A 23,668-nucleotide genomic window follows, 5' to 3' on the forward strand; every position below is an offset into this window, starting at 1 on the left:
ATCCTCACGAGGCCCGTGCCATCCCGCCACTGCCGACACGCCGCGCCTCGCGCTGCCCGTGCATCGTCAGGAGCGCAGTCGTCGCATCCCGGTCGACGGCGGGGGAAAATACGAATCCCTGGCCAAGCACGCAGCCGATCGCGCGAAGCTGCGCGATCTGCTGATCCGACTCGATTCCCTCCGCGACGATCCGGATGCCCATCTTCTTGGCGACACGGATCAGCCCTTCGACGATCGTCGCGCTGACGCTGTCGGGTTCGAGATGATCGACGAACGTCTTGTCGATCTTGATCACGTCGACCGGCACCGTCAGAAGATGCGTGAGCGAGGCGAACCCGGTTCCGAAATCGTCGAGTGCAACCCGGATGCCGTGGTCACGCAGTGCGCGGATCGCCTCCTGGATCGCCTGGTCGCCTCGGCCCATATACACGGTCTCGGTGACCTCCAGGATGACATGCTCGAGCGAGACGTCATGGCGTTCGAACGCCGATGCCAGCACGCGCGCAATCGCCCCGCCGCTCAAATCCTCCGACGAGACGTTGATCCCGACATGCTGGACCGCGAGACCCAGATCGAGCCAGGTCCGGATGTCGGCGGCGACAAGCCCCATCATCCTCTCGGTCAGCGCGGTCGAAACCCGCGCATCGCTGGTGGCTTCGTGGAACGCGGCGGCGGAAATGATCCTGTCGTCAATGCGCATCCGGCACAGCGCTTCCAGACCGACGATCTCACGCGTGTCGAGCCGGAAGATCGGCTGGTAATAGGCCTCGATCCGTCCGTCGCAGAGTGCTGCGCTGACATCGCGGATCGCGTGCAGGCGCCGCGTCATGCTCGAACCCAGCGCGGCCGAATACATCACGAAGCTGCCGCGCGCGGTATCCTTTGCGTGATACAATGCGAAATCAGCGTTCTGGCGCACAGGGTCGGTGACGGGATCGCCCGCGATATAGACCGCGCCACCGATGGTCGCGCGCGGCACGACGATCTGGCCGCCGCAATCGGCGGGTCGGCCCAGCGCATCGAGGATCCGCTGCGCGATCGCATCGGGTTCGGCCAGATCGTCCGCCGACTCCAGGATCAGCGCGAATTCGTCGCCGCCGACCCGAAAGGTCCGCCCGGGCTCCCCCGCCGCCGCGATGCGCTGACCGACGATTCGCAGGACAGCATCGCCGGCCGGATGCCCGAACGTGTCGTTGATCACCTTCAGATTGTCGAGATCGAGCACGAACAGCGCCCAGCGCTCGACCGCCCGTTCCCGGATATCGGCCAATGCCGCATTGAAGGCGGCCCGGTTGGGCAGCTCGGTCAGTGTGTCGGTAAAGGCGCGCCGCTCATGTTCGACGACGCGATTATGGCGGTCAATGGCGATCAGGCAGAGATGCAGGCAATGCTCGACGAGCACGCGTTCGAACGCCGTCGGCCCCCGCGCTTCGCGGTAGTAAAAGGCAAAGGTCGCCACGGTAACGCCGTCCGGATTTGATATCGGACTCGACCAGCAGCCGCGCAGACCAAGCGGCGCCACCAGATGCTTGAAATCGGCCCAGCGCGGATCGGTCGCGATATCCGCGACGCTGACGTCGGTGCCAAGATACGCGGCGGTGCCGCACGACCCCGCCAGCGGCCCGATCGCGGCGCCATCGATCGCCTGCGAATACGACTCCGGAAGACTGGGGCCGGCCAGCGGATGCATCCTGCCCGCGCGGTCGACCGTCAGGACCGAACAGATCACGCCGGGCACCAGCTGCTCGACCTTCTCGCATAACGACCGGCAGGTCACGTCCAGACTCTCGCCCCGTGCAATCCTCTTGAGTATCGCGTTCTGGAGTTGCAGCACCACACGCTGGGTATCATCACCGACTGGATAGGATAGATCGGTCATGGAGAAATCATAAGCCATGGATGCATCTGAGAACAATTTCTATTTACTTTTCATGAACATCCCAAACGGCTATAGTTCAGCCCGATTTGGCATGTATCCATTCGTCAACGGACGCGCACCCAGAACTGTACTGCACGAGCCCTCCGGAGTCCGACCGACACGCACGGACTTCGCCACGGATTGAGGGTCCTTAGCCAAAGAACATATAGCGAACAATAGGTCTTGTCGCGATCTGGTCCCGCGCCTAGGACGCCGCATGGCTGGCACTCGCCGGCGGCGGAACACACGCGGGCGATGCTGCGCGAGGGGCTTGACGATGACGGACGCAGATCGGTGCTATTTCGAACGGCGAGCCGAGCAGGAAATTGCAATGGCCGCCGCCACCGAAGATCCAAGCGCCTGCGCCCGCCATTACGAACTCGCGAACCTGTATCTGTCGCTCATTTCGGAAACGCCCGTCAGCACGGCCGCCTGACGAGGACACCGGCATCGGTCAGGCATCCAAGTCGCGGTGCCCGTCGATGCTATGTCAATCGAGATATCCGCAAGGACCTCGCTACGCATCGGCACGCAAGCGGTAGCCGACGCCCAGTTCGTTGGCGATCACGCTGCCGACTGGTCCCGGGTGCTCCAGCTTCTGCCGCAGGTTGCGGATGACGATGCGGAGGTATTCGACGCGCGGGTCTTCCTCGCCGCCCCAGGCCGCCGCGAGCACGCGCTGATGCGTCACGACGCGGCCGATGTGCCGGGCGAGCACCGCGAGCACGTCATGCTCCTTGCGAGTGAGATGCAGTTCCTCGTCGCCGCGGAACACGACCCGACGATCGAGATCGATGCTGACGTCACCGGTGCGCACGATCTTAGGCGTGGTTTCAGACAGTCCATGATGACGCAGCGCCACGCGCAGGCGGGCGAGCAGTTCCTCGCTGTCGAACGGCTTGGTGATGAAATCATCCGCCCCCAGGTCGAGTGCCGTGACCTTCTCGTCGACCGCATCGCGTGCCGACACCACCAGGATCACGGCATCGCCGTGCGTCCGCAGCAGCGGGATGAGGCTCAACCCGTCGCGGTCGGGCAGACCGAGGTCGAGCAGGACCGCGCTCGGATGCTCGACCGCCGCCTGCTGCAGCGCCTGCCGCCCGTCCTCGGCCTCGACCACGGCATAGCCCGCGCGGGTGAGCGTGTTGCGCAGCAGGCGGCGGATCGCGGCTTCGTCGTCCACCACGAGAATCTTTGCGGGCATTCAGGCGATGCTTTCGGGTTTGAGGTCGCGGACGATGAGCGCGCGGGGGAAGATCAGTGCGAAGGCGGCTCCGCTACCATCGTTGCGGTTCCCGGCCTCGACCATCATGTCCATCGCCTCCGCGAACGCCTTGACGATCGCGAGGCCGAGCCCCGTTCCACCCACCGCGCGATCGGACCCTTCGAGGCGGCGGAACGTCTCGAACACTTCGGTTTCCTTGCCCGGCGGCAGGCCGGGTCCGTGATCCATGACCGCCAGACGAAGCTCGCCGAACCGGTGCCGCCCCTCGATCACGATCTCGGTCCCGGGATCGCCGTAGCGCCCCGCATTGTCGAGCAGGTTGAGCAGGCAATGATGGAGCAGCTGCGGGTCGGTGTAGACCAGTGGAAGATCGGGCGGGACGTCGAGCCGAACCGCATGGCCCTCCAGCGCGCGCCGCGCATCGTGCGCCGCGCCGGTGACCGCATCGCTGAGGTCGGTCGGTTCGATGTTAAGCTTCAATGCGCCCGCCTCGACCCGGGCCATGTCGAGCAGATTGGCGACGAAACGATTGAGCCGCGCGGCCTCGGCCTTGATCGTCGCGATCAGGTCGGGCGTCGCGCCATGCTCGAGCTGGTCCGCCGCGGCAATGACCGCGGTAAGCGGCGTGCGCAGGTCATGGCTCACCGACGACAGCAGCGCCGCGCGCAGGCGGTCGCGCGTCCGCACGGTCTCGACATCGCGCATCTCGACCTCGAGCCGCAACCGCTCGAGCACCAAGGCGGACTGGTCGAGCAGGCTGCTGAGCAGCGGCAGCTGGTCGGCGCGGACCGGGTCGGCCGCGCTATCCTTCGCCACGCCCAGCACGCCCAGCACGCGGCCGCCGGCCTTCAGCGGCTGAAACAGCCACTCCGATGCCGCAAGCGTGCCCGATCCTTTCCCGGCCGCCATCCCCGTGTCCAGCGCCCAGGTCGCCGCGGCGGTATCCATCGTGCCGAGATGATAGCCGGCATCGCTGGCCGCGAGGATCTCCAGGCTCTTGCCGATCCCGGGCACCAGCAGGACGACCTGTACGTCGAGCAGCCCGCGGACGTCGTCGCAGATCATCTGCGCCGCGACGTCGATGTCGTTGACGCTCGTGATCTGGCGCAGAAAACCGGCAAGCGTCGCGTTGGTCCGCGCACTCGCCGCGGCCAGATCCGCCTGCGCCCGGACACGTGAGGTCAGCTGGCTCGTCGCGACCGCGATGGCGAGCAGGACGACGACAGAGACCAGATTTTCGGGATTGCTGATGCTCAGCGTACCGACCGGCGGCAGGAAGAAGAAGTTGTAGGCAAGGCTGGAGGCGATCCCCGCGTAAAGACCGGTCCGCAGGCCATAGAGGCTGGCGGCGGCCATGACCGGCAACAGGTACAACAGCGCGACGTTGCCGAGATCGAGGATGTGGAACAGGGCACTGGCGACGCCGGTGACGCTCGCGACGAGTGCGGTCGTAACTATATAGCCGGCGGGCGTACCCCACCGCGCCGGCCGGCGCCGGCCGCGTTCCCGGCCGCGCGGGTCTGCAGCCACGGGCAGCACATGGACGGTGACCCCCGGGGTATCGCGGATCACGCGGTCGACGACCGAACCGTGCAGGAACTCGAACCACCGCGACCGGTGCGACTTTCCCATGACCAGCTGCGTCGCGCGGGCATCGGCGAGAAAGCCCTGAATACCCGCCACCACATCGGTCGCAGGCACCGTCGCGACGGCTGCACCGAGCTGCGTCGCCAGCGTCATCGCCGCGGCAACGCGTTGATGTTCGGCGTCGGAGAAATTCGCGACGCGCGGGGTTTCGATGAAGAGCGCGGTCCAGGGGCCACGCAGACCGTCGGCCACGCGCTTGGCGGCGCGCACGAGCGTGTCGGCACCGGGCAGTTCGTTGATCGCGACGACGATCCGGTCGCTGCCCGCCCAGGTGCCGCCGAGCCCGAGTGCACGAACGTCGTCGAGCATCCGCGCGTCGACCGCCTGTGCCGCGCGCCGCAGCGCCAGTTCGCGCAAAGCGGACAGGTTCGATTTGGAGAAGAAGTGCGACAGCGCCCGCGTCGCCTCGTGCGGCAGATACACCTTGCCCGCGCGCAGTCGCTCGATCAGCTCGTCGGGCGGGATGTCGACGACCTCGATCTCGGCCATTTCCAGCACGCTGTCGGGTACCGTCTCGCGGACCCGGACGCGGGTGAAGCTGGCGACGATGTCGTTCAGGCTCTCGACGTGCTGGATGTTGACGGTCGAATAGACGTCGATCCCGGCGACCAGCAGTTCCTCTACGTCCTGATAGCGTTTGGGGTGGCGACTGCCCGGCGCGTTGCTATGTGCGAGCTCGTCGACGAGGACGAGACGCGGCGCCCGCGCGAGGATCGCATCGAGATCCATTTCCTCCAGCGTGCGGCCCTCATAGGCGATCGCCCGCCTCGCGATGATCTCGTGGCCGCGGGTCAGCGCCTGGGTTTCCGCCCGGCCGTGCGTCTCGACCACGCCGACGACGACGTCGACGCCGTCGCGGCGCCGCGCCGCGCCCTCGGACAGCATCTCGAACGTCTTGCCGACTCCGGGCGCGGCGCCGAGGAACACCTTGAAACGCCCCCTGCCCTCCTGCGCAGCAGCGCGCAGGAGGGCGTCGGGGTCAGGTCTGCCGTCACCCGAGACCGGCATCAGCGCGCGGGCGCGCCCGAGGCCGACAGGCCGTCGAGCGCGCGGTTGAGCGCCAGCACGTTGACGTGCGGCTCCCCGAGGATGGACGCATCCGTTGCATCCGTGACCAAAGCGCGAACCCGCTCGACCGACACGCCGCGAACACGCGCGATGCGTGGCGCCTGCGTCAGCGCGGCGGCGGGCGACAGGTCGGGGTCGAGGCCCGAACCACTGGCGGTGACCAGATCGGCAGGCACCGGACCAGCCACACCCTCGGCACGGCGTTTCGCGACGTCGGGCGTCACGCGATCGACCAGCGCCTGGCTCGCCGGTCCGAGATTCGACCCCGACGACGCCAGACCGTCATAGCCCTTGCCGGCCGCCGATGGCCGCGTCTGGAAGTAGCGATCGGTCGTGAACGCCTGCCCCACCACGGTCGAGCCAATGACGGTCCCGCGCGCATCGCGCACCAGGCTGCCGTTCGCCTGAGAGGGGAAGATCGCCTGGCCGATCCCGGTCATGGCGAGCGGGTAGACGAGCCCGAGAAGGACCGCGAACAGGATCGTCATGACGATCGCCGGCCGCAGCGCGGAGGTGAAATCCTTGCCCATGTCTGTCTTTCCTTATGCGAGACCGAGGCCACCGACCACAAGGTCGATGAGCTTGATGCCGATGAACGGTGCGACGAGGCCACCCAGACCGTACACCGCGAGGTTGCGTGCGAGCAGCGGTCCGGCTGCCATCGGCCTGTAGGCGACGCCGCGTAGTGCCAGCGGGACGAGGCACGGGATGATGACCGCGTTGAAGATGATCGCCGACAGGATCGCGCTTTCGGGGCTCCCCAACCGCATAACGTTGAGCACGCCGAGCCCCGGATAGAGCACGACGAACATCGCCGGGATGATCGCGAAATATTTCGCGACGTCGTTGGCGACCGAGAAGGTCGTCAGCGCCCCGCGCGTCATCAGCAGCTGCTTGCCGAGGCCGACGACCTCGATCAGCTTGGTCGGATCGCTGTCGAGATCGACCATGTTGCCCGCCTCGCGCGCCGCCTGCGTGCCGGTGTTCATCGCGACCCCGACATCGGCCTGCGCCAAGGCAGGCGCATCGTTGGTGCCGTCACCGCACATCGCGACGAGCCGGCCGCCGGTCTGTTCCTTGCGGATCAGCTCCAGCTTGTCCTCGGGCGTCGCCTGGGCGAGGAAATCGTCCACCCCGGCCTCGGCCGCGATCGCCGCGGCGGTCAGCGGGTTGTCGCCGGTGATCATAACCGTGCGGATGCCCATCGCACGCAGCTCGCCGAACCGCTCGCGGATGCCGGCCTTGACCACGTCCTTGAGGAAGATCGCGCCGAGCAGGCGCCCGTCCTGCGCCACCGCCAGCGGTGTCCCGCCCGCGCGGGCGATCTCGTCGGTGATCCGGCGCAGTTCGGTCGCCGCGGCGGTTTCGCCCGATCCGGCATTGGCGCGCAGGATCGAGTCCACCGCCCCCTTCTGGATCAAGGTGTCGGCCATCTTCACGCCCGAAATGCGGGTCTGCGCGGTGAACGGGATGATCTCGGCCCCGGTAGGGAGCGCGGTGATCGCGACGTTGAATGTTTGCCGCGCGAGCAGCACGATCGAGCGGCCTTCCGGCGTCTCGTCGGCAAGGCTGGCGATCAACGCGGCTTCGGCCAATTGCTGGGCGCTGGTGCCGGAGACCGCGCGGAACTCGCTCGCCTGCCGGTCGCCGATCGTGATCGTCCCGGTCTTGTCGAGCAGCAGCACGTCGATGTCGCCCGCGGCCTCCACGGCGCGCCCCGACTTGGCGAGCACGTTGAAGCGCACCAGCCGGTCCATGCCCGCGATCCCGATCGCCGACAGCAACGCCGCGATTGTCGTCGGGATCAGCGTGATCAGCAGCGCCGCCAGCATCGCCACCGGTATCGACCCGCCGGCATAGGACGCAAAGCCCGGGACGGTGCCGACCGCGATGAGAAAGATGACCGTCAGCCCGACGAGCAGCAGCGTCAGTGCGATCTCGTTCGGCGTCTTCTGCCGCTCGGCACCCTCGACCAGCGCGATCATCCGGTCGAGGAAACCCTTGCCGGGTTCGACCGTCACCTTGACGCGGATCTCGTCCGAAATGACGCGCGTGCCCGCGGTCACCGCCGAGCGGTCGCCGCCCGCCTCGCGGATCACCGGCGCGCTCTCGCCGGTGATCGCCGCCTCGTTGACCGAGGCGACACCCGAAACGACATCGCCGTCCGACGGGATGAGGTCGTTGGTCTCGACCAGCACGATATCACCGACCTTGAGCTGGCTGGCGGGCACCGCGTCGAACTCGCGCCCGTCGCCTTTCAGCCGCTTTGCGGTCAGTTCGGCCTTGGTCGCGCGCAACGACGCCGCCTGCGCCTTGCCGCGCCCCTCGGCGAGCGCTTCGGCAAAGGTGCCGAACACCACGGTCAGCCACAGCCAGATGACGAGCTGGAGCTTGAAGCCGAGCGACAGATTGTCCTGCCCGACCACGAGCAGCACGGTCATCAACGCGGCGACCACGCCGGTGACGAACATCACCGGGTTGCGGATCAACTCTTTCGGATTGAGCTTGAGGAACGAGGCCTTGATCGCGGGCACGATGAGGTCGGCCGTGAACAGGCTTTTGGTCTGGGTCTTTGCCATGGTGGCCCCCGATCAGGACAGTTTGCCGCTGATCATCGCGAGATGATCGGCGATGGGACCGAGCGCGAGGCCCGGCAGGAAGGTGAGACCACCCAGGATCAGGATGATGCCGACCAGCAGCCCCACCCACAGCCCGCCCGTCGTCGGGAACGAGCCCGCGCTTTCGGGCGTGTACTTCTTCGCGGCCAGACTCCCCGCGATGGCGAGCATCGGCACGATGATGAAGAACCGCCCCATCCACATCGCGACGCCCAGCAGCCCGTTGTAATAGGGCGTGTTGGCGGTCAGGCCCGCAAAGGCGGAGCCGTTGTTGGCGACTGCGCTGGTGAAGGCGTAGAGGATCTCCGAGAAGCCATGCGGCCCCTTGTTGAGCGGCCCCGCCAGCCCTTGTTGCAGTACCGACGACAGCGCGGTCAGCCCGAGGATCATCAGCGGCAACACCGCGATCGCCAGCACCGCCAGCTTCACCTCGCGGCTTTCGATCTTCTTGCCGACATATTCGGGTGTGCGCCCGACCATCAGCCCAGCGACGAACACCGCGAGGATCGCGAACAGCAGGAAGCCGTAAATCCCTGCGCCGACGCCGCCGATCACGACCTCGCCGAGCTGCATGTTGAACAGCGGGATCATCCCGCCGAGCGCGGTGAAGCTGTCGTGCATGCTGTTGACCGCGCCGCACGACGCCGCGGTGGTGACGACCGAGAACAAGGCGGATGCGGCGATCCCGAAGCGGACTTCCTTGCCCTCCATGTTGCCGCCCGCGACGCCGAGATGGTGCAGCACCGGGTTGCCCGCGGCTTCCTGCCAATAGGTGACGGTGACGCCTGCGAGGAACAGGATCAGCATCGCCGACAGGATCGCCCAGCCCTGGCGCGTGTTGCCGACCGCCTTGCCGAACGTCCAGGTCAGCCCGAAGCCGATCAGGAAGATCGACAGCATCTGGACGAGGTTGGTCAGCGCGGTCGGGTTCTCGAACGGATGCGCGGAGTTCGCGTTGAAGAAACCGCCACCATTGGTGCCGAGCATCTTGATCGCCTCCTGGCTCGCGACCGGGCCGAGCAGCAGCGACTGTTTCGCGCCTTCCAGCGTCTGCACGTCGACCACGCCCGCCATCGTCTGCGGCACGCCGCTAGCGATCAGGAACAGCGCGTAGACGATCGAGATCGGCAGCAGGATATAGAGCGTGACCCGCGTCATATCCGCCCAGAAATTGCCGATCGCCTTGGACTCGCGCCGCGCGAAGCCGCGGAGCAGCGCGAACGCCAGCGCGATCCCGGTCGCCGCGCTCAGGAAATTGTGGATCGTCAGCCCCAGCATCTGGCTGAGGTTCGACATCGTCGATTCCCCGCCATAGCTCTGCCAGTTGGTGTTGGTGGTGAAGCTGATCGCGGTGTTGAACGCGAGGTTCGGGCTGAGCCCGGCCAGCCCCTGCGGGTTCCCCGGCAGCACGCCCTGCAAGCGCAGCACCGCATAGGTAAACGCCATCAACGCAACGTTGAACAGGAGCATATGCAGCGCATAGCGCCGCCAGCCCTGCTCGGCGTCGGGATCGATCCCGGCCAGTTTGTAGAAACCGCGCTCGACCGGGCCGAGCACGATGTGGAGCGGTGTCCGCCGTCCCTCGTACAGCGTGAAAAGCCACACGCCGACCGGTTTGGTCAGCGCGAGCAGGATGGCGACGAAGCCGAGGATCAGGATCCAGCCCTGGAATGTCATGGTGTCCGCCTCCTTCAGAAGCGTTCGGGGCGGATCAGGACCGCCACCAGGTAGACGAGAAGGCCAAGCGCGGTCAGCGCCGCGAGCCAGAGGTCGAGCGTCATGCGTGCGTCCTCACGCGTTGTCGCAGAGCCGGGCATAAGCGAGCGTCGCCGCCACCAGCCCGACCATGACGAGGATCCAGATCAGGTCGTCCATCACCATCTCTCCTCAAAAGGCCGCGGTGAGCGACGCGACGATGGTGCCGCCGGCGATATTGCCGCTGCCGTCCTGTCCCTTGCTGAAACTGGGGCGCAGATAGATCGCCTCGGCGCCCGAAATGTCGGTGTCGATGTACGACACGTTGAAGGTGAGGTTGTGCCAGGTCGCATCCGCGCCGAGCGACCAGTCCCAATATTCGCCGGTCGGCGCGACCGCGGTCGCGTTGGGGCCTAGCCCGTCCTGCCCCCAGCTATGCCCGACATGCGCCTTGGCGGTGATCGGCGTACCGGCCAGCGCAAGCGCGCCGTCGCCCCACAGGTACAGATTGTCGTCCTTGTCGCCCGGACTCGTATAGAGGCCCGCCGCGGCATCGGCGCCGGTCGCATACCATTTGCCGATCGCCTGCTGTTTGAGCGCATAGGCGACGCCCGCGGTCAGCGTTGCGGGGCCGGCGGTGCCGCTGAGCTTGGCATAGGGCTCGGCAAAGTCGGTGTTGTCCGCGCCACCCGGATACATGTACCAGGTCAGCCCGGCGTCGAGCGTCGCATTGTCGGCCAGCTTCACCTTGTAGCCCCCGATCAGATCGAGCTCCATATTGGCGCCGCCGAACGTCCCCCAGCCGGCAAGGTTCGATCCCCAGACGCCGGCATAGAGTCCGCTCTCATGCGACACCGTGATGCCGCCCTGGACGGCCATTTCCCGGTCGGACTGCGACACGCCGCGAAACCGATAGTCGGAGGCGATCGCCGCCGAACCGCTGACCGTCAGCGTTGCCGGCGGGGCCGTATCCGCAGCCGCCTCGGCCTTGTCGCCGGGTGTCGATTGCGCCTGCGCGGTGACGGGAAGAGCGAGGATCGCGACGACCATGGCCGCATGACGGAACTTCATTGATGCACCCCTTGAACGGCGCTCGTCACACGACGATGCCTTCAGAGATGTGCGATTAGGCGCATCGATCGCAGCAATTCGAGATCGATTCCGGGAAATGGCATATAGCGCGCATATAGCTGGCGCATTTTTTACGCTGTGGGCCGATATGCCCGGTGATAAACCGGCGCCAAATTGGCGATGGCGCGCGCGGCCTCGCCGCGGGGGCGATGTGGATCGAGGCACACCGGCAGCTTTGCGAGGCCCGCTTTGCCGTATTGGAGAATGTGATCCGTGACCTGAAGCAGGAGGAAAACGATGAACGGCCAGGGTAGCAATGCGGTCGAGCGCTGCGGCGATCGCGAACTCGTCGTGACGCGGATATTCGATGCGCCGCGCAGCACGGTCTATGAGGCGTGGAGCCAGGCCGATCTCTTCCAGCGATGGTGGGTACCGAAGTCCGTCGCCGGCATTTCGCTGGTCGCTTGCGACCTCGACGTCCGCACCGGCGGCACATACCGGCTGGGGTTCAGCGCCGGCGGCTCCGATATCATGACCTTCTACGGCCGGTATATCGAGGTGGTACCGAACGACCGCATCGTCTGGACCAATGACGAAGGCGAAGAGGGCGCGATCACGACGGTGACCTTCGAGGACCGCGATGCACTGACGCTGCTGACGTTTCGCGAATTCTATCCGTCCCGGGAGGCGCTCGACGAGGCACTGCAGGGCTCGGCGGCAGGATTGCCGGAGCAGCTCGAACAACTCGGCGCATTACTCGCCGGCCAGGATCGATAGCGCGGGTCGGGAACCGCTGCTCTGGGAGTATATGCTCGCTGGAGTCGTGGAGCGTTTGCCAGACCCGCCCAGCTGTCCGCTACGGCATGGATCCCGTGTCTTGGCCAAAGACGAGAAAAGCGCCCCGCATGTCCGTGTGAAAGATCATGGCGGGGCGCTGAGGGTACTCGTCACTGGAGGCGAGAGCCTCGAGTGCTTGATTAGGATCAACTAGTTGATAATGTGTGAAGCATCCCGCCCGCTCCGTGTGACACCGTCGATGTCGCGGGCGGGATGCCGAGCTCTTACCGTCTTGGAGCAGTAAGCTCTGCGACGAGCGTCTCAAATATGGCCGCGGCGGACAAGCCTCATGTCGTCCGCGAATCCCGGATCGAGACAGACAGCGCCCCGTCACGCGCCCTGCCCTCCTTTTCCAACGGCAGCATCGCGATCGGGCGAGCGTCCAACGGCCTTTATCGGGTCGCCGCCGTCGTCTTGTGGCGCTTCTGCCATCACCGGGCACAGGCAAGCGGCGGGCGGCCGTTCATAGGTCGGCAGGCCGCGCGCCTTGCGCAGGCCGATCAGCATATCGACGCTGAGCGGCATTCCGACCTGCCGGCAGATCGCGCTAAGATAGGTCCGGGCATAGGTCGCCCGCGTGTCCGGCGTCCGCGTGATCGCATTGGGTGCCGCGGTGACCACCCGCCAGAACTGGTCGAACGGCGACCGGTCGCCCTCACCCCAGAAATGCAGCAAGGCCAACGCCAGCCGCAGCCCCGGATTTGGCCTCACCGGGTGCGGACAGCAATCGTCGATCGTCTGGTCGAGCACGCACAGCGCGGTGTAGATCAGCCGCGCACGCGTGGGCGGTTTTGCAGGATCGGACATTGGTCACGCACGGCGCCCGATGCAGCGCCGCGTCATGTGCGCGGGACCCAGATGTCGCGAATCCCGAGCCCGAACTCCCCCGCGCCGAGATACGTGCAGAGCTGCTGGTGATTGTCGCAGGTCAGGGCCGCCGGACGCCCCTCGTTGATGAAGCGCGCCAAATAGCCGGGCGACCGGTCGATCATGCGCGACAGGGCGGAAAGGCTCTCTCCGCGTTCGTCGGCCAGCTGGCGCAACGCCTGGCGCGGATCTGCCGGCACCAGCGCCAGGCGAAGTCTCGCGCCCATTACTGCACCATCCAGTCCAGTTCGGCATCGTCGATCGCCGCGAACGCATCGCCATCCGCCGACATCTCGCGCAGGCGCTTGCGTACGGCTTCCGGGTCGCCGTCCTTCGGAAACTGACGATCGGCGCGTGCTGCATCCGCGACCGGATCGATCCAGTCGCCGCGATCGCGCTGTTTCAGCAGCCACCTGCCGAATGTCTCACGCGTCGTTTCAACCCCGTCATCGTCCCTGCCCATCACCTGATCCTCCTGCCGACTCGATGACGGCACTTCTATCCTGTTCCCGTTTCGTTCTCAATGGGCTTAGGCCGTTCATGTGCGAGCCGTCCGCTTCGGCGGGGGAGGAATCGACGCGCTGACTAAGGGGTTTCCCTTAGGTCGCCGGCAACAGGCCGGAAACCAGTCCACCGGCACAAGCAGCGTTCACTGCCATTTCCGGGACGGCGCTCATGTGGTCGAAGCAAATCAACGCGAACAGCGAATCGGCGATGTTCCCAGCGGCCCCCGATCTGGTGATCGTGTTCGGCCCGACCGACCGCCTTGCCGATCGCACGCTCATCGACCGTCTCGCGCACCGCTACGACACCGCGATGATCGTCGGCTGCAGTTCGGGGACGATGGTCGAAGGTGATCGGCTCGACGACGACGGGGTCGTCATCCTCGGCATGGGATTCGACCGGACCGAGCTGCGCCTCGCGGTCCAGCCGCTGCCATCGTCCGACCTGTCGTTTTCGGCCGGTGCCGCGCTTGGCAAGGACCTCTCAGCCGACGGGCTGTCGGGGATATTCGTCCTGTCGAACGGCCTGAACGTCAATGGCAGCGCCCTCGTCGCCGGTCTGCGCACGGTGATCGGCGATCGCGTCGCGCTGAGCGGCGGGCTGGCAGGCGATGGCGCGCGGTTTGCGGACACGCGGATCCTGGCACGCGGCGAACACCACGCAGACGTCGTCGCCGCCATCGGCTTCTACGGCGACCATGTCCGGTTCGCGCATGGCAGCGCGGGCGGCTGGCAGCCGTTCGGCCCCGTACGCACGATCAACGATGCGGCGGGATCGACACTGCGCGGACTCGACCATGAGCCGGCTCTCGCGCTGTACGAGCGCTATCTCGGTGAGGAGGCGGTGGATCTGCCTGCATCGGGGCTGCTCTATCCGCTCGAGATCTGGGATCCCGCCCACCCCGATGTTCGCGTCGTGCGCACATTGCTCGCCATCGACCGTGACGCCGGGACGCTGACCTTTGCCGGCGACATGCCGCAGGGGTGGAAGGCACGGCTGATGCGCGGGATGTTCGACGAGCTGATCAACGGCGCGTCGACCGCGGTGCACCATGCGCTCGACCAGACGACCGCGTGGGGGACTTTACCCTCAGCGTGCCTCGCGATCAGCTGTGTCGGGCGGAGGCTGCTGATGGGCCAGCGCACCGAAGAGGAAATCGCCGCGGTCGCCACCGCGCTCGGCCCGGACATCGCGCTGGCGGGCTTCTATTCCTATGGCGAGATCGCGCCGCAAAATCAGACCGCGGTGCCGTGCCTCCACAATCAGACGATGACGATCACGCTGATCGGGGAATGTGCGTGAAGCCCCCGCCCCCGATCACTACCGAGCCGCCGGTGCTCCACCGGATCGCGGCACGCCAGGCGGAACGCGCGCGACGGCCCGACGGCGGGATCGACACGGATCGCCTGCTCGCGCTGGTGTCGGCGACCTATGCCGAAACCGATGTCGACCGGCGGCGATCGGATCGCGCGAACCGCCTGATGGCGCAGGAGCTGGAGGTCGCGCTGGCGGAAAGCGCGCTTCAGAACCTGCGGTTCAAGGCCGCGCTCGACAACATGAACCAGGGGCTCGCTCTGTTCGATGCGTCCCGGCGGCTGGTGCTGACCAATCAGCGGTTCCTCGACATATACGGGCTCGATCATGCCGTCCCGGGCCTGACGCTCGACCAGCTGCTCAGCAACAGTCCCTGTCTGTCGGTCAGTACGGCCGACGAGCATCGTCGACTGGTCGAGGAATATGACGGCGCGGCCTCCGCCTATGGCGCGAGGATCGAACAGCGCTGGCCGGATGGACGGACCATTACGATCGAGCGCACCCGGCTGGTCGATGGCGGTTTTCTCGACACCGTTGCCGACGTCACCGAAGCGCGCAACGCGTCCGCGCGCCTCGCGCATCTGGCGCGGCACGATGCCCTGACCGATCTTCCCAACCGAACCATGCTGCGCGAACGGCTCGACGAGATGATGCGCAACGCCCGCAGCGGCGATCGTTGCGCGATGCTGTGTCTCGACCTCGACCGGTTCAAGCTCGTCAACGACACGCTCGGCCACCCGGTCGGCGACGCGCTGCTCGTCGCGGTGGCATCGCGACTGGTCACGCTGGTCCGGCATCATGACGTCGTGACCCGGCTGGGTGGCGACGAATTCTCGGTCCTCGTCCAGCATGTCACGTCGGACCATGCGATCGAGCAACTGTGCCGCCGCATCATCGAGGCACTGACGCAACCCTTCGAGATTGGCGGTCACCATATCCAGATCGGCGCGAGCATCGGCGTCGCCATGGTCGAGGTCGACGCGCTCGACCCCAACGTGATGCTCCGCAATGCCGATCTCGCGCTGTACAGCGCCAAGGCGGGCGGGCGCGGCAATTATTGTTTCTACACGCCCGACATGCACGTCTTCGCAACCCGCCGGCGCGAGCTCGAGATCGAACTGCGCCGTGCACTGAAATCGGAAGAGTTCGAGGTTCACTACCAGCCGCAGGTCGCGATCGGCACGCATGCGGTGGTCGGCTTTGAGGCACTCGCACGCTGGTATCATCCCGAGCGCGGCATCATCCCCCCGAACGAATTCATCAGCGTGTGCGAGGAGATCGGGCTGATCGGCGCGGTTGGCGAATTCGTCCTGACGCGCGCCTGTCGGGATGCGGCATGCTGGCCGGACAGCGTCAAGATCGCGGTCAATCTCTCCGCGCTGCAGTTCAAGTCGGGGACGCTGCCGGCCGTCGTCGCCCACGCGCTGCGTGTCAGCGGCCTCGATCCGCGCCGCCTCGAACTGGAGATCACCGAAAGCGCGATGCTCGACGACACGGCGAGCGTCCTGAAACAGTTGCGTGACATCAAGCAACTGGGCGTGCTCATCTCGCTCGATGATTTCGGCACGGGCTATTCGTCGCTGAGCCATATCCGCAATTTCCCGTTCGACCGGGTCAAGATCGATCAATCGTTCGTCCGCGATCTCGGCACCAACAGCGACAGCCTGGCGATCGTGCGTGCGGTGACGGGGCTCTGCGGGAGCCTCGGGATCCTGTCGACCGCCGAGGGGGTCGAGACGCTCGATCAGCTGAATATCCTGGTCGCAGAGAAGTGCGACAGCGCGCAGGGCTATTATTTCAGCCGCCCCGTGCCGTTCGTCGAAACGCTTCCCTTCGTCTCTCGCATGCACGCGCTTCAGTCACAGGCCGCCTGAGCCGGGTGCGCGGATCGGACGCGGCTGGCCGTTGCTCACGGCAACGCCAGTCCTCGGGGATCCGCAGGAGCCGCGATGAGGCTGACCGTCAGCGACGTGAAAATTCGGCTATCAGCCGCAGCCCGACCACGAACGCCGACCGGCGGCCTGCGCCGGCATAGGCGCGGCGAACATATTGCACGTCGGGCTGGACCGCGAGGAAGGGCGCCGCCCGATCCTGATAGGTGATCTCGATCCCCGTCTCCGCGGCGTCGGCGTGATCGCCGGCATCGCGCACCGTCTGACGCAGAGCCTGCGATAACAGGCCCTGCGCGACGCCGATCGAGAATTGCCCGTCGGGCCGTCCGGGAACGAGGCCGCGTGCGAGCAGCCCGGTTTGAAAACCGCCGCGAAACGGCGTCGTCTTCCCGTCCGATATGCCCGCGCGCAGGAACAGATCGATGCCCCGGCCGTCGTCACCGACCAGCCGCTGATCGACCAGTACATAGGCACCGATCGCCGTTCGTTTGACCGGATCGCCGTTGCCGTCGCACGCCCGCATGTCGTCCTGACGCCGCGTGTAGCGCCACGCACCGAACGCCAGCTTGCCGTTGGCGCGTGTCCCGGCCTCCGCGATCAGAAGCGCGCCGTCGTGCATTCCGAGGTCGATCCCCGTCGTATCGCCCAACACCCCTGCCCGCGCATTCACGACGGCAGCGTGGAAATAGCCAGATGTGCCGATCGACGTCTTCAGTCGCATCGTCAGCGCGGTCGAGGGGAAGATCGAAGGCCCGTTGGGCCCCGTCGCCGCGAGCTCCGAGCCGATGCCGAACGCCGGCGCGACCAGCATGCCCGCGGAGTCATTCTGGTAGAAGTCGACGTTCAGATCGGACAGCCCGACCAGCAGCGCGGCGCGTCCACCCGCAAGATCCTGTTCGACCCACGCCTCGTACAGCTTCACGCGGCCGTCAGCGACCTCGATATTGTCGACGCCCTGCACCGTCCCCGCCAGCGCATTGATCGATCCCCCCTGATTGCTCAGCACATGGAGATGCGCGCGCGCGCCGCGCCAGCCGGCCAGCCGGTCGAGGTCGCCATCGGCCGTGACCTCGAGATTGTCGAGCACCCGCGCGCCCCGCGCGTCGCCGCCAGCGACGTTGCCCATGAGATCGACGACATAGCGTCCCGTGATCGCGACGGCACGTGGCGGGGGGTCTTGCACGACTTCTGGCGGGCCGGACTGCCCCCAGGCAGGTAACGTCCAGGCCGCGGAGAGTAATAGGGCGGGTCCGACCAGTCGAGGCACCGTCATAATATCCACGCGCCACCTCCGAGCACTGCATTCCCGCCTATTATAGAAATCGAAACGTGTCCCAGTACGGAACAGGCCAGCAAAACATGATGATGACGAAGTCCCGGTCGCGTGATGCGATGTCGCTGACCCGTATGATCCGGATGGCGGGCGTGGTCCTGTTCGGACTGATGCTGCTCTGCGGTGCGACCGGCATCGGCGCGGCGTGGATGCAGAGCGCCGCGCTGCACCGTCTGACCGATGCGACGACGCTGCTTTCCAATCACCAGGGCGCGGACATGATGCACGACGCGATCCGCAGCGACGTGCTCGCGACATTCCAGGCAGCGGAGCCCGGCAGCGCGATCAAGCCGGATGATATCCAGAAGGATTTCCGCGAGCATCTCGTCGCCCTGCGCGAGGGGATCGCAGCGGATTCGGCGTACACCGGCGATGCTGCGGTCGCCGCGGTAACTTCCAGGCTGGCGGCGCCGATGGAGGCCTATGTCCGCGCTGCGACGCAGGTCATCGATCGCGTCGGCCGCGATCCGGTCGCCGCGCGTGCGATGCTGCCCGGGTTCTTCGATCAGTTCCGCGTGCTGGAAGTGTCGATGGGCGCGGCGTCGGATGCGATCGAGACGAATTCGACACGGTCCGCCGAGAAAGCGGAGCAGCTCGGCACGATCGCGATGATCCTGCTCGCCATCACGCTGGCGGTCGGCATTGCCGGAACGCTGGCATTCGTGATGGTCGCACAGCGCCGGGTCGTCCGGCCGATCGTGGTCCTCGCCGGCACGATGCGCGCACTCGGCGACGGCAATCTCGCCGCCGAGGTGACCGGCGCGGATCGCGGCGATGAACTGGGCGACATGGCGAAGGCGATGCTGGCGTTCCGGAACCAACTCCAGGCGGCCGAGGCAGCGAAACAGGCCCAGGCGGCACTGATCGTCGACAGCCTGGGTACCGGCCTCACCGCACTGGCGCAGGGCGATCTGACCGCCGAGGTAGTCGCCGATCTGCACGCGCCGTTCACCGGGCTCAAGAGCAACTTCAACAGCGCGCTCGCCAGCCTGCGCGGGCTGATCGGATCGGTCGCGCAAGGGGCGATGATGATCCGGACCGGATCACAGGAGATCGCGCAGGCGAGCGAGGATCTCGCCCGGCGCACCGAAAGCAACGCGGCCAGCCTCGAGCAGACCGCGGCGGCGATCGCGCAGATGGATCAGCGCCTCAGGGCTACCGCGGTCGCCGCGGGCCAGACCGTCGAGCGGGCGGACGGCGCGATCACCACCGTGGCGGACGGGCGCAGGATCGCGGACGAGGCGGTCCAGGCGATGACCCGGGTCAGCGAAAGCGCGACGGGGATCGACAGCGTGATCGAAGGACTCGACAAGATCGCGTTCCAGACGCGCGTGCTGGCGATGAACGCCGCGGTCGAGGCAGGGCGTGCGGGCGAGGCGGGTCGCGGGTTTGCGGTGGTCGCCGATCTCGTCTCCGCGCTGGCGATGCGCGCCGAGGAGGAGGCCGGACGCGCGCGCGACCAGCTGACCGCGACGCAGGCCGATATCGGCACCGCGGTGGAACGCGTGCAGCGGGTCGATGGTGCGCTGTCGGCGATCTCGACGGATGTGCGCGGCGTGCACACGCTGCTCGCCGGGATCGCGGACGACAATCGTGCGCAGTCGAGCGCGATTACCGAGGTCAGCATGGCGGTCGGCGCGATGGACCAGGCAACGCAGCAGAATGCGGCGATGGTCGAACAGACCTCCGCGGCGGCGCGCAACCTGACCGCCGAAGTCGCAGCGCTGTCGGACCAGGCGGCGAAATTCCGCATCGAAGGCGCGCAGCGTGGCGCCGGGGCAATTCGGCAGATGACCGAACAACCGGACCTACAGCGCGACACGCGCCTGCGCTCGTCTCGATCGGCGACCACCACGCCCCCCGCCCCGGTTGGTATCGACGAGGACGCGGATTACGGGTTCGCCGCCTTTTGACGCGAGCGACGCGTGCTTAACGCGGCATTAGGGTTGATGGCCTAGATGTGGCGTATGAAGACCTACCGCCGCCTCGCCAGCGACATCAGCCACGATCTGCTCGATCGACGCAATTGCACGCGGCGTGCGATCAGCCTCCCCGTGACGATCGTCACCGGCTTCGGCGACACACACGCGGCGATCGTTCAGAATGTCTCGTCCCGGGGTTTCAATATCCAGTCCGAATATGGCGTCACGATCGGCCGGTTTCTCTCGCTCGACATACCCGGGCTCGCCCAATATCCCGGTTGGGTGGCGTGGTCCTATCTCGGGGGATTCGGGCTGGAGGTCGCCAACCCGATCCCCGAACAGGTGATCGAGCATATCGTCGCGATGGCCGTCAGACACGCCGCCTGAGCTGCGGCATGCCCGGCGGGGGCCGCGTGATCGCGTCGTCACCGCGCCGATGCGGACCTGCCATCAGAAAAAGCGCAGCCAAGCGATATCCCGACGACGCTGCTTCAACCGCGCGAACCACATCGTCGGGAGCGAGAAGGGTATGATCAGGACGACGTACCAGATGAGCACCCAGGCATAGCCGTCGACCATGAAGACCGCACCATCGGTCGGCCCCCACCACGCCAGCGCCGCGTGATAGAGGATGCGCAGCATGGTGAGATGAAACAGATAGAAGAACATCGGTGCGGCACCGAAGACGGCCAGACCGGACACGAGCCGTGAGCTCGCCAGTCGCTCGCATTGCGCCAGCAGCAGCGCTCCGCCGCCCAGGGTCGGCAGCAGGAACAGGAGCGACGGCGGATATTTCGTCATCGACAGGAAGCTGATCGCCGTCCGCAGCGGGCTGTTATCGACCACATGCCAGGGCGCGTCGCCATAGAGGTTGAACGCGCGCAGCGTGATGAAGCCAACGATCATCCCGATGCCGAGCCGCGTCAGATATCGCCTGCGCTGCGCGGATTCGACCATGCGGTCAAACCACGGCCCGATCGCGTGACCGAGCAGCATGACCCCCAGCCACGGAAGGATCGGATAGGTCGTCCTGGCCAGGAACCCGAACGGCAGGGCGATCACGTCACGCTGGTGCAGCAACGCCCAGACCGGAAACAGCGTGTCCCCCTGGTGCAGCCGAACGGGATCGAGCAGATTGTGGCCACACACCAGCACCAGTCCCAGAGCGATCCGTGCCGGCCGGGGGAGCCGTATCAGCCCGGCGAGCAGGATCATGCACAGGCCGAGGCACCAGATCACCTGCAGCCAGAAGGTCGGCTGAGGCACGATCCCCCAATAGAGTGGCGACAGGTACAGCACGTCGATCGCCATCAGCAGCAACCCGCGCTTTGCCAGGAACGCGGCGGTTTCGCGCGGCGTGTGGCTGACGCCGAAGAGATAGGCGGAAAGGCCGGTCAGCGCGACGAAGATCGGCGCGCAGAAGCTGGCGGCGAAGCGCGCGATCGCGAGTGCCGGCATGACCGTGTTGGCATCCACCGGATCGGGCATGGGAACAAGGACAAGCCATGTCTCGCGCAGATGGTCGAGCAGCATCAGGATCATCACGATCCCGCGCACCGCGTCGATGCTCTCCAGTCGCCTGCGCGGGATATCGCGATCGGGTGCGGCAGCGCGCGTCTGGTCCGTCGTGATCGCCATTCAGAATTCCGCTCGCAACGACGCGCGCACGGTGCGTGGCGCGCCTGGATAGATCCAGACCGAATTGTACGAGCTTTGCGCGTAGCGCTCGTCGAACAGGTTATCGACCTCGGCGCGGACCGTCAGCGAACTCGATAGCGGGATGTCGGCGGACGCCTTCACCTTCACATAGTCGGGCAGCATGAGCCCGCTGGCGTCGGTCGCGCCGGACCGCTTGCCGACATAGGCGACACCGCCGCTGATCTGCCAGTCCCGGCCGGTGCCGGGATCGAAGCGGTGCACGATAAAGGCGGTCGCCGAATGATCGGGGACGTTCAGCGCGAGCGGCGTGGCGAACGACCGATCGTCGGTGCGCGCCCGGGTCCAGGCATAGTTCACCACTGCCTGCCACCGCGCGGCAAGCCGCAGCGACGCATCGAATTCGACGCCGCGGCTCGTCAGCGATCCCACCGGCGCCAGGAAATTGGCGTCGTTCGGATCCGTCGTGAGGACGTTGCTCTTTTTGATATCAAACCAGGTCAGGCCGACATCGATACCGCGCCAGCGGCCCGCCGCGCCGATTTCGTAGCCATGCCCCTGTTCGGGGGCGAACGCGACACCCCCCGCGCCACTGCCGGAATTCAGCTGGAACGACTCACCCCAGTTGGTGTGGACCGAGAGCGCGTCGCTGACGGCATAGCGCGCGCCGAGGCGGAAATTGACCGGGCGCCCCCTGGACACGGTCGTCGCCTTGACGAGATTGCGCGCGAGCTGCTGCCGATAGGCGTCGAGGCGGATGCCCCCGACGAGATCGAGCCGATCGGTCACCGCCCAGGCGTCCTGCGCGTAGAGCGACACCACGCGCCGCGTTTCGCGCTGATCGATACTGGGCAGGAGCGGCAGGGCCTGCGTCTCGCCATAGACGGGGTTGAAGACGTCGATCGCATAGGGATTGTCTGCTGTCGGATTTCGCCGGTTCAGCAGTTCGAGATAGTCGAGCGTGTTGCCCTTGATGCCCAGGCTCGGACGATGAAGCCCGAGCGCCTGCACTTCGCCGCGCACTTCGAGACGCGCGGACAGATCCTCGACTTCGTAACCCCGTTCGCGACGCTGCCGCCACAGCGTGTGTCCGTCGACGACGCGCGACGGATCCGCCGAAAAGCCCCGCAACGTGCCGGTCCGATAGGCGACGCCGCCGACGAGCGACCATGTCCCACCCAGCCGCGCTTCGCCGGTCAGCTGGTGGCGGGTGTCGCGCGCGCGCGTCGGCCCGTTCGAGGGTTCGCCGAGAAACCGCGACGCCGGCAGCGCGAGCGGATCGCCATCGACCGCCGCCACACCGCGGTCGAACGGCGCGTCATAGACGATATGCTGGGCGAGATAGGTGAGCTGTACGGCGTCGCTCGGCCGGAAGGTCAGCGATGGGGACACGACGCGGCGCTTCACCGTCACGAAATCGCGGTAGCCGTCGCTGTCTTCGGTCGCGACCACGATCCGCGCGGCCAGCGTCCCGGTCAGCGGCCCCGTCGCGTCGAGTTCGATGCGACGCGTGTCGAACGAACCATAGTGCAGCGTCGCCGACGCCTGTGATGCAAAACGCGGCGTCTTGCTGACCATATTGACCCGTCCGGCGGGATCGATATCGCCAAAGACGGCGCCGGCAGGGCCCTTGAGGATCTCGATACGCTCGATCGTCGCGGGGTCCCGCGCAGGGGCGCTGCCGCGATTGGCGATGAAGCCATCGGTATAATATTCGCCGCCGCCATCGGCGGTGCTCAGGAAGCCGCGGATCGCGAAATTATCGGCAAAGCCCCCGCGATTATTCTGCTGGCTGCTGCCGCTCACCAATTCCAGCGCGTCGCTCAACCGGTACGTCCCCGCCGCACGCAGGATGTCCTGTTCGAGTGACCGGCTTGATTGCGACATGACTTCGGTCGCGCGATCGGAGGAAAGCGTCGCGTCCCGCGATGTCCGGGTCCCCAGCACGACGATCTCGTTCCGCTCCGCCGGTTCCTCCACGGCCTGCGCAACCGCCGGCGACCCTGCCATCATGCCGATCGCGCCAAGCGTGTGCCGCAGCCGAAGCGGCACAGCCCCGCCCGATAATCGTGTCACAGTCCGCATCGTCCAGCGTGCCAAG

At 66.5% G+C, this 23,668-nt stretch carries 20 protein-coding genes; 6 read left to right on the forward strand and 14 right to left on the reverse strand.

Annotated elements, in window-relative coordinates:
- Positions 1 to 4 precede the first annotated feature (4 nt).
- Positions 5 to 1,879 carry a GGDEF domain-containing protein gene (locus tag SOM18_RS16065; RefSeq protein ID WP_320481977.1) on the reverse strand — a complete coding sequence of 625 codons (1,875 nt, stop codon included), beginning with the start codon at positions 1,877 to 1,879 and terminating at the stop codon, positions 5 to 7.
- 316 nt (positions 1,880 to 2,195) lie between these two features.
- Between SOM18_RS16065 and SOM18_RS16070 the strand changes: the two genes are divergently transcribed.
- The gene (locus SOM18_RS16070) at positions 2,196 to 2,354 is read left to right on the forward strand and encodes a hypothetical protein (protein ID WP_156363512.1); all 159 of its coding nucleotides are present in this window, start codon (positions 2,196 to 2,198) and stop codon (positions 2,352 to 2,354) included.
- 81 nt (positions 2,355 to 2,435) lie between these two features.
- On the opposite strand, the gene SOM18_RS16075 is transcribed toward SOM18_RS16070, so the two are convergent.
- From SOM18_RS16075 to SOM18_RS16105, 7 genes are all read right to left on the reverse strand, one after another.
- On the reverse strand, positions 2,436 to 3,122 hold the full coding sequence (locus SOM18_RS16075; RefSeq protein WP_031440230.1) for a response regulator transcription factor: 687 nt from the start codon (positions 3,120 to 3,122) through the stop codon (positions 2,436 to 2,438).
- Positions 3,123 to 5,798 carry a sensor histidine kinase gene (locus SOM18_RS16080; protein WP_031440229.1) on the reverse strand — a complete coding sequence of 892 codons (2,676 nt, stop codon included), beginning with the start codon at positions 5,796 to 5,798 and terminating at the stop codon, positions 3,123 to 3,125. It lies immediately after the preceding gene.
- Complete coding sequence (gene kdpC / locus SOM18_RS16085; protein WP_031440228.1) at positions 5,798 to 6,388, reverse strand: potassium-transporting ATPase subunit KdpC; 591 nt, start codon at positions 6,386 to 6,388, stop codon at positions 5,798 to 5,800. Before kdpC ends, SOM18_RS16080 begins: the two co-directional genes overlap by 1 nt.
- Positions 6,389 to 6,400: 12 nt before the next feature.
- On the reverse strand, positions 6,401 to 8,437 hold the full coding sequence (gene kdpB, locus SOM18_RS16090) for a potassium-transporting ATPase subunit KdpB (RefSeq protein WP_031440227.1): 2,037 nt from the start codon (positions 8,435 to 8,437) through the stop codon (positions 6,401 to 6,403).
- Positions 8,438 to 8,449: 12 nt separating this feature from the next.
- Entirely contained in the window at positions 8,450 to 10,153 is a 1,704-nt protein-coding gene (gene kdpA / locus SOM18_RS16095; RefSeq protein ID WP_031440226.1) for a potassium-transporting ATPase subunit KdpA, read from the reverse strand.
- A gap of 14 nt (positions 10,154 to 10,167) precedes the next feature.
- Complete coding sequence (kdpF, locus tag SOM18_RS16100) at positions 10,168 to 10,257, reverse strand: K(+)-transporting ATPase subunit F (RefSeq protein WP_037531783.1); 90 nt, start codon at positions 10,255 to 10,257, stop codon at positions 10,168 to 10,170.
- A gap of 106 nt (positions 10,258 to 10,363) precedes the next feature.
- Positions 10,364 to 11,242, reverse strand: a complete 879-nt coding sequence (locus SOM18_RS16105; protein WP_320481978.1) for a TorF family putative porin — start codon at positions 11,240 to 11,242, stop codon at positions 10,364 to 10,366.
- A gap of 297 nt (positions 11,243 to 11,539) precedes the next feature.
- Here SOM18_RS16105 and SOM18_RS16110 point away from each other — a divergent pair, with 297 nt between their 5' ends.
- Positions 11,540 to 12,019, forward strand: coding sequence for an SRPBCC domain-containing protein (locus SOM18_RS16110; RefSeq protein WP_031440224.1), 480 nt, complete (start codon positions 11,540 to 11,542; stop codon positions 12,017 to 12,019).
- 390 nt (positions 12,020 to 12,409) lie between these two features.
- On the opposite strand, the gene SOM18_RS16115 is transcribed toward SOM18_RS16110, so the two are convergent.
- The 3 genes from SOM18_RS16115 to SOM18_RS16125 are packed head-to-tail and all read right to left on the reverse strand — an operon-like array spanning position 12,410 to position 13,409.
- Positions 12,410 to 12,886 carry a hypothetical protein gene (locus SOM18_RS16115; RefSeq protein ID WP_031440223.1) on the reverse strand — a complete coding sequence of 159 codons (477 nt, stop codon included), beginning with the start codon at positions 12,884 to 12,886 and terminating at the stop codon, positions 12,410 to 12,412.
- Between the two features lie 32 nt (positions 12,887 to 12,918).
- On the reverse strand, positions 12,919 to 13,173 hold the full coding sequence (locus SOM18_RS16120; RefSeq protein ID WP_052149302.1) for a transcriptional regulator: 255 nt from the start codon (positions 13,171 to 13,173) through the stop codon (positions 12,919 to 12,921).
- A complete protein-coding gene (locus tag SOM18_RS16125) occupies positions 13,173 to 13,409 on the reverse strand; it encodes a hypothetical protein (RefSeq protein ID WP_031440221.1) in 237 nt (78 codons plus the stop codon). Before SOM18_RS16125 ends, SOM18_RS16120 begins: the two co-directional genes overlap by 1 nt.
- A 212-nt stretch (positions 13,410 to 13,621) precedes the next feature.
- Here SOM18_RS16125 and SOM18_RS16130 point away from each other — a divergent pair, with 212 nt between their 5' ends.
- A complete protein-coding gene (locus SOM18_RS16130; protein WP_052149301.1) occupies positions 13,622 to 14,752 on the forward strand; it encodes an FIST signal transduction protein in 1,131 nt (376 codons plus the stop codon).
- Positions 14,749 to 16,638, forward strand: coding sequence for a putative bifunctional diguanylate cyclase/phosphodiesterase (locus SOM18_RS16135; protein ID WP_198527060.1), 1,890 nt, complete (start codon positions 14,749 to 14,751; stop codon positions 16,636 to 16,638). The genes SOM18_RS16130 and SOM18_RS16135 overlap by 4 nt, the downstream gene beginning before the upstream one ends.
- 88 nt (positions 16,639 to 16,726) lie before the next feature.
- Here SOM18_RS16135 and SOM18_RS16140 read toward each other — a convergent pair whose 3' ends face one another.
- Positions 16,727 to 17,839, reverse strand: a complete 1,113-nt coding sequence (locus tag SOM18_RS16140; protein ID WP_042466875.1) for a carbohydrate porin — start codon at positions 17,837 to 17,839, stop codon at positions 16,727 to 16,729.
- Between the two features lie 179 nt (positions 17,840 to 18,018).
- Here SOM18_RS16140 and SOM18_RS16145 point away from each other — a divergent pair, with 179 nt between their 5' ends.
- A complete protein-coding gene (locus tag SOM18_RS16145) occupies positions 18,019 to 19,902 on the forward strand; it encodes a methyl-accepting chemotaxis protein (RefSeq protein ID WP_414712132.1) in 1,884 nt (627 codons plus the stop codon).
- A gap of 54 nt (positions 19,903 to 19,956) precedes the next feature.
- Positions 19,957 to 20,298 carry a PilZ domain-containing protein gene (locus SOM18_RS16150; RefSeq protein ID WP_031395616.1) on the forward strand — a complete coding sequence of 114 codons (342 nt, stop codon included), beginning with the start codon at positions 19,957 to 19,959 and terminating at the stop codon, positions 20,296 to 20,298.
- 63 nt (positions 20,299 to 20,361) lie between these two features.
- Here the strand turns inward: SOM18_RS16150 and SOM18_RS16155 are convergent, their stop codons facing one another.
- Positions 20,362 to 21,549 (reverse strand): DUF1624 domain-containing protein, encoded by a 1,188-nt coding sequence (locus tag SOM18_RS16155; protein WP_042466873.1) that lies wholly within the window; start codon positions 21,547 to 21,549, stop codon positions 20,362 to 20,364.
- A complete protein-coding gene (locus SOM18_RS16160; RefSeq protein WP_320481979.1) occupies positions 21,550 to 23,643 on the reverse strand; it encodes a TonB-dependent siderophore receptor in 2,094 nt (697 codons plus the stop codon).
- Positions 23,644 to 23,668 lie beyond the last annotated feature (25 nt).

Origin of the sequence: Sphingomonas sp. CFBP9019, from assembly GCF_034045155.1 — a bacterium.
Lineage (GTDB): Bacteria > Pseudomonadota > Alphaproteobacteria > Sphingomonadales > Sphingomonadaceae > Sphingomonas > Sphingomonas aerolata.

Bases quoted from the DNA above. Each gene is read 5' to 3' on its own strand.
- SOM18_RS16065 (WP_320481977.1), bottom strand. From the start codon at position 1,879: ATGACCGATCTATCCTATCCAGTCGGTGATGATACCCAGCGTGTGGTG.
- SOM18_RS16070 (WP_156363512.1), top strand. From the start codon at position 2,196: ATGACGGACGCAGATCGGTGCTATTTCGAACGGCGAGCCGAGCAGGAA.
- SOM18_RS16075 (WP_031440230.1), bottom strand. From the start codon at position 3,122: ATGCCCGCAAAGATTCTCGTGGTGGACGACGAAGCCGCGATCCGCCGC.
- SOM18_RS16080 (WP_031440229.1), bottom strand. From the start codon at position 5,798: ATGCCGGTCTCGGGTGACGGCAGACCTGACCCCGACGCCCTCCTGCGC.
- kdpC (WP_031440228.1), bottom strand. From the start codon at position 6,388: ATGGGCAAGGATTTCACCTCCGCGCTGCGGCCGGCGATCGTCATGACG.
- kdpB (WP_031440227.1), bottom strand. From the start codon at position 8,437: ATGGCAAAGACCCAGACCAAAAGCCTGTTCACGGCCGACCTCATCGTG.
- kdpA (WP_031440226.1), bottom strand. From the start codon at position 10,153: ATGACATTCCAGGGCTGGATCCTGATCCTCGGCTTCGTCGCCATCCTG.
- kdpF (WP_037531783.1), bottom strand. From the start codon at position 10,257: ATGACGCTCGACCTCTGGCTCGCGGCGCTGACCGCGCTTGGCCTTCTC.
- SOM18_RS16105 (WP_320481978.1), bottom strand. From the start codon at position 11,242: ATGAAGTTCCGTCATGCGGCCATGGTCGTCGCGATCCTCGCTCTTCCC.
- SOM18_RS16110 (WP_031440224.1), top strand. From the start codon at position 11,540: ATGAACGGCCAGGGTAGCAATGCGGTCGAGCGCTGCGGCGATCGCGAA.
- SOM18_RS16115 (WP_031440223.1), bottom strand. From the start codon at position 12,886: ATGTCCGATCCTGCAAAACCGCCCACGCGTGCGCGGCTGATCTACACC.
- SOM18_RS16120 (WP_052149302.1), bottom strand. From the start codon at position 13,173: ATGGGCGCGAGACTTCGCCTGGCGCTGGTGCCGGCAGATCCGCGCCAG.
- SOM18_RS16125 (WP_031440221.1), bottom strand. From the start codon at position 13,409: ATGGGCAGGGACGATGACGGGGTTGAAACGACGCGTGAGACATTCGGC.
- SOM18_RS16130 (WP_052149301.1), top strand. From the start codon at position 13,622: ATGTGGTCGAAGCAAATCAACGCGAACAGCGAATCGGCGATGTTCCCA.
- SOM18_RS16145 (WP_414712132.1), top strand. From the start codon at position 18,019: ATGATGACGAAGTCCCGGTCGCGTGATGCGATGTCGCTGACCCGTATG.
- SOM18_RS16150 (WP_031395616.1), top strand. From the start codon at position 19,957: ATGAAGACCTACCGCCGCCTCGCCAGCGACATCAGCCACGATCTGCTC.
- SOM18_RS16155 (WP_042466873.1), bottom strand. From the start codon at position 21,549: ATGGCGATCACGACGGACCAGACGCGCGCTGCCGCACCCGATCGCGAT.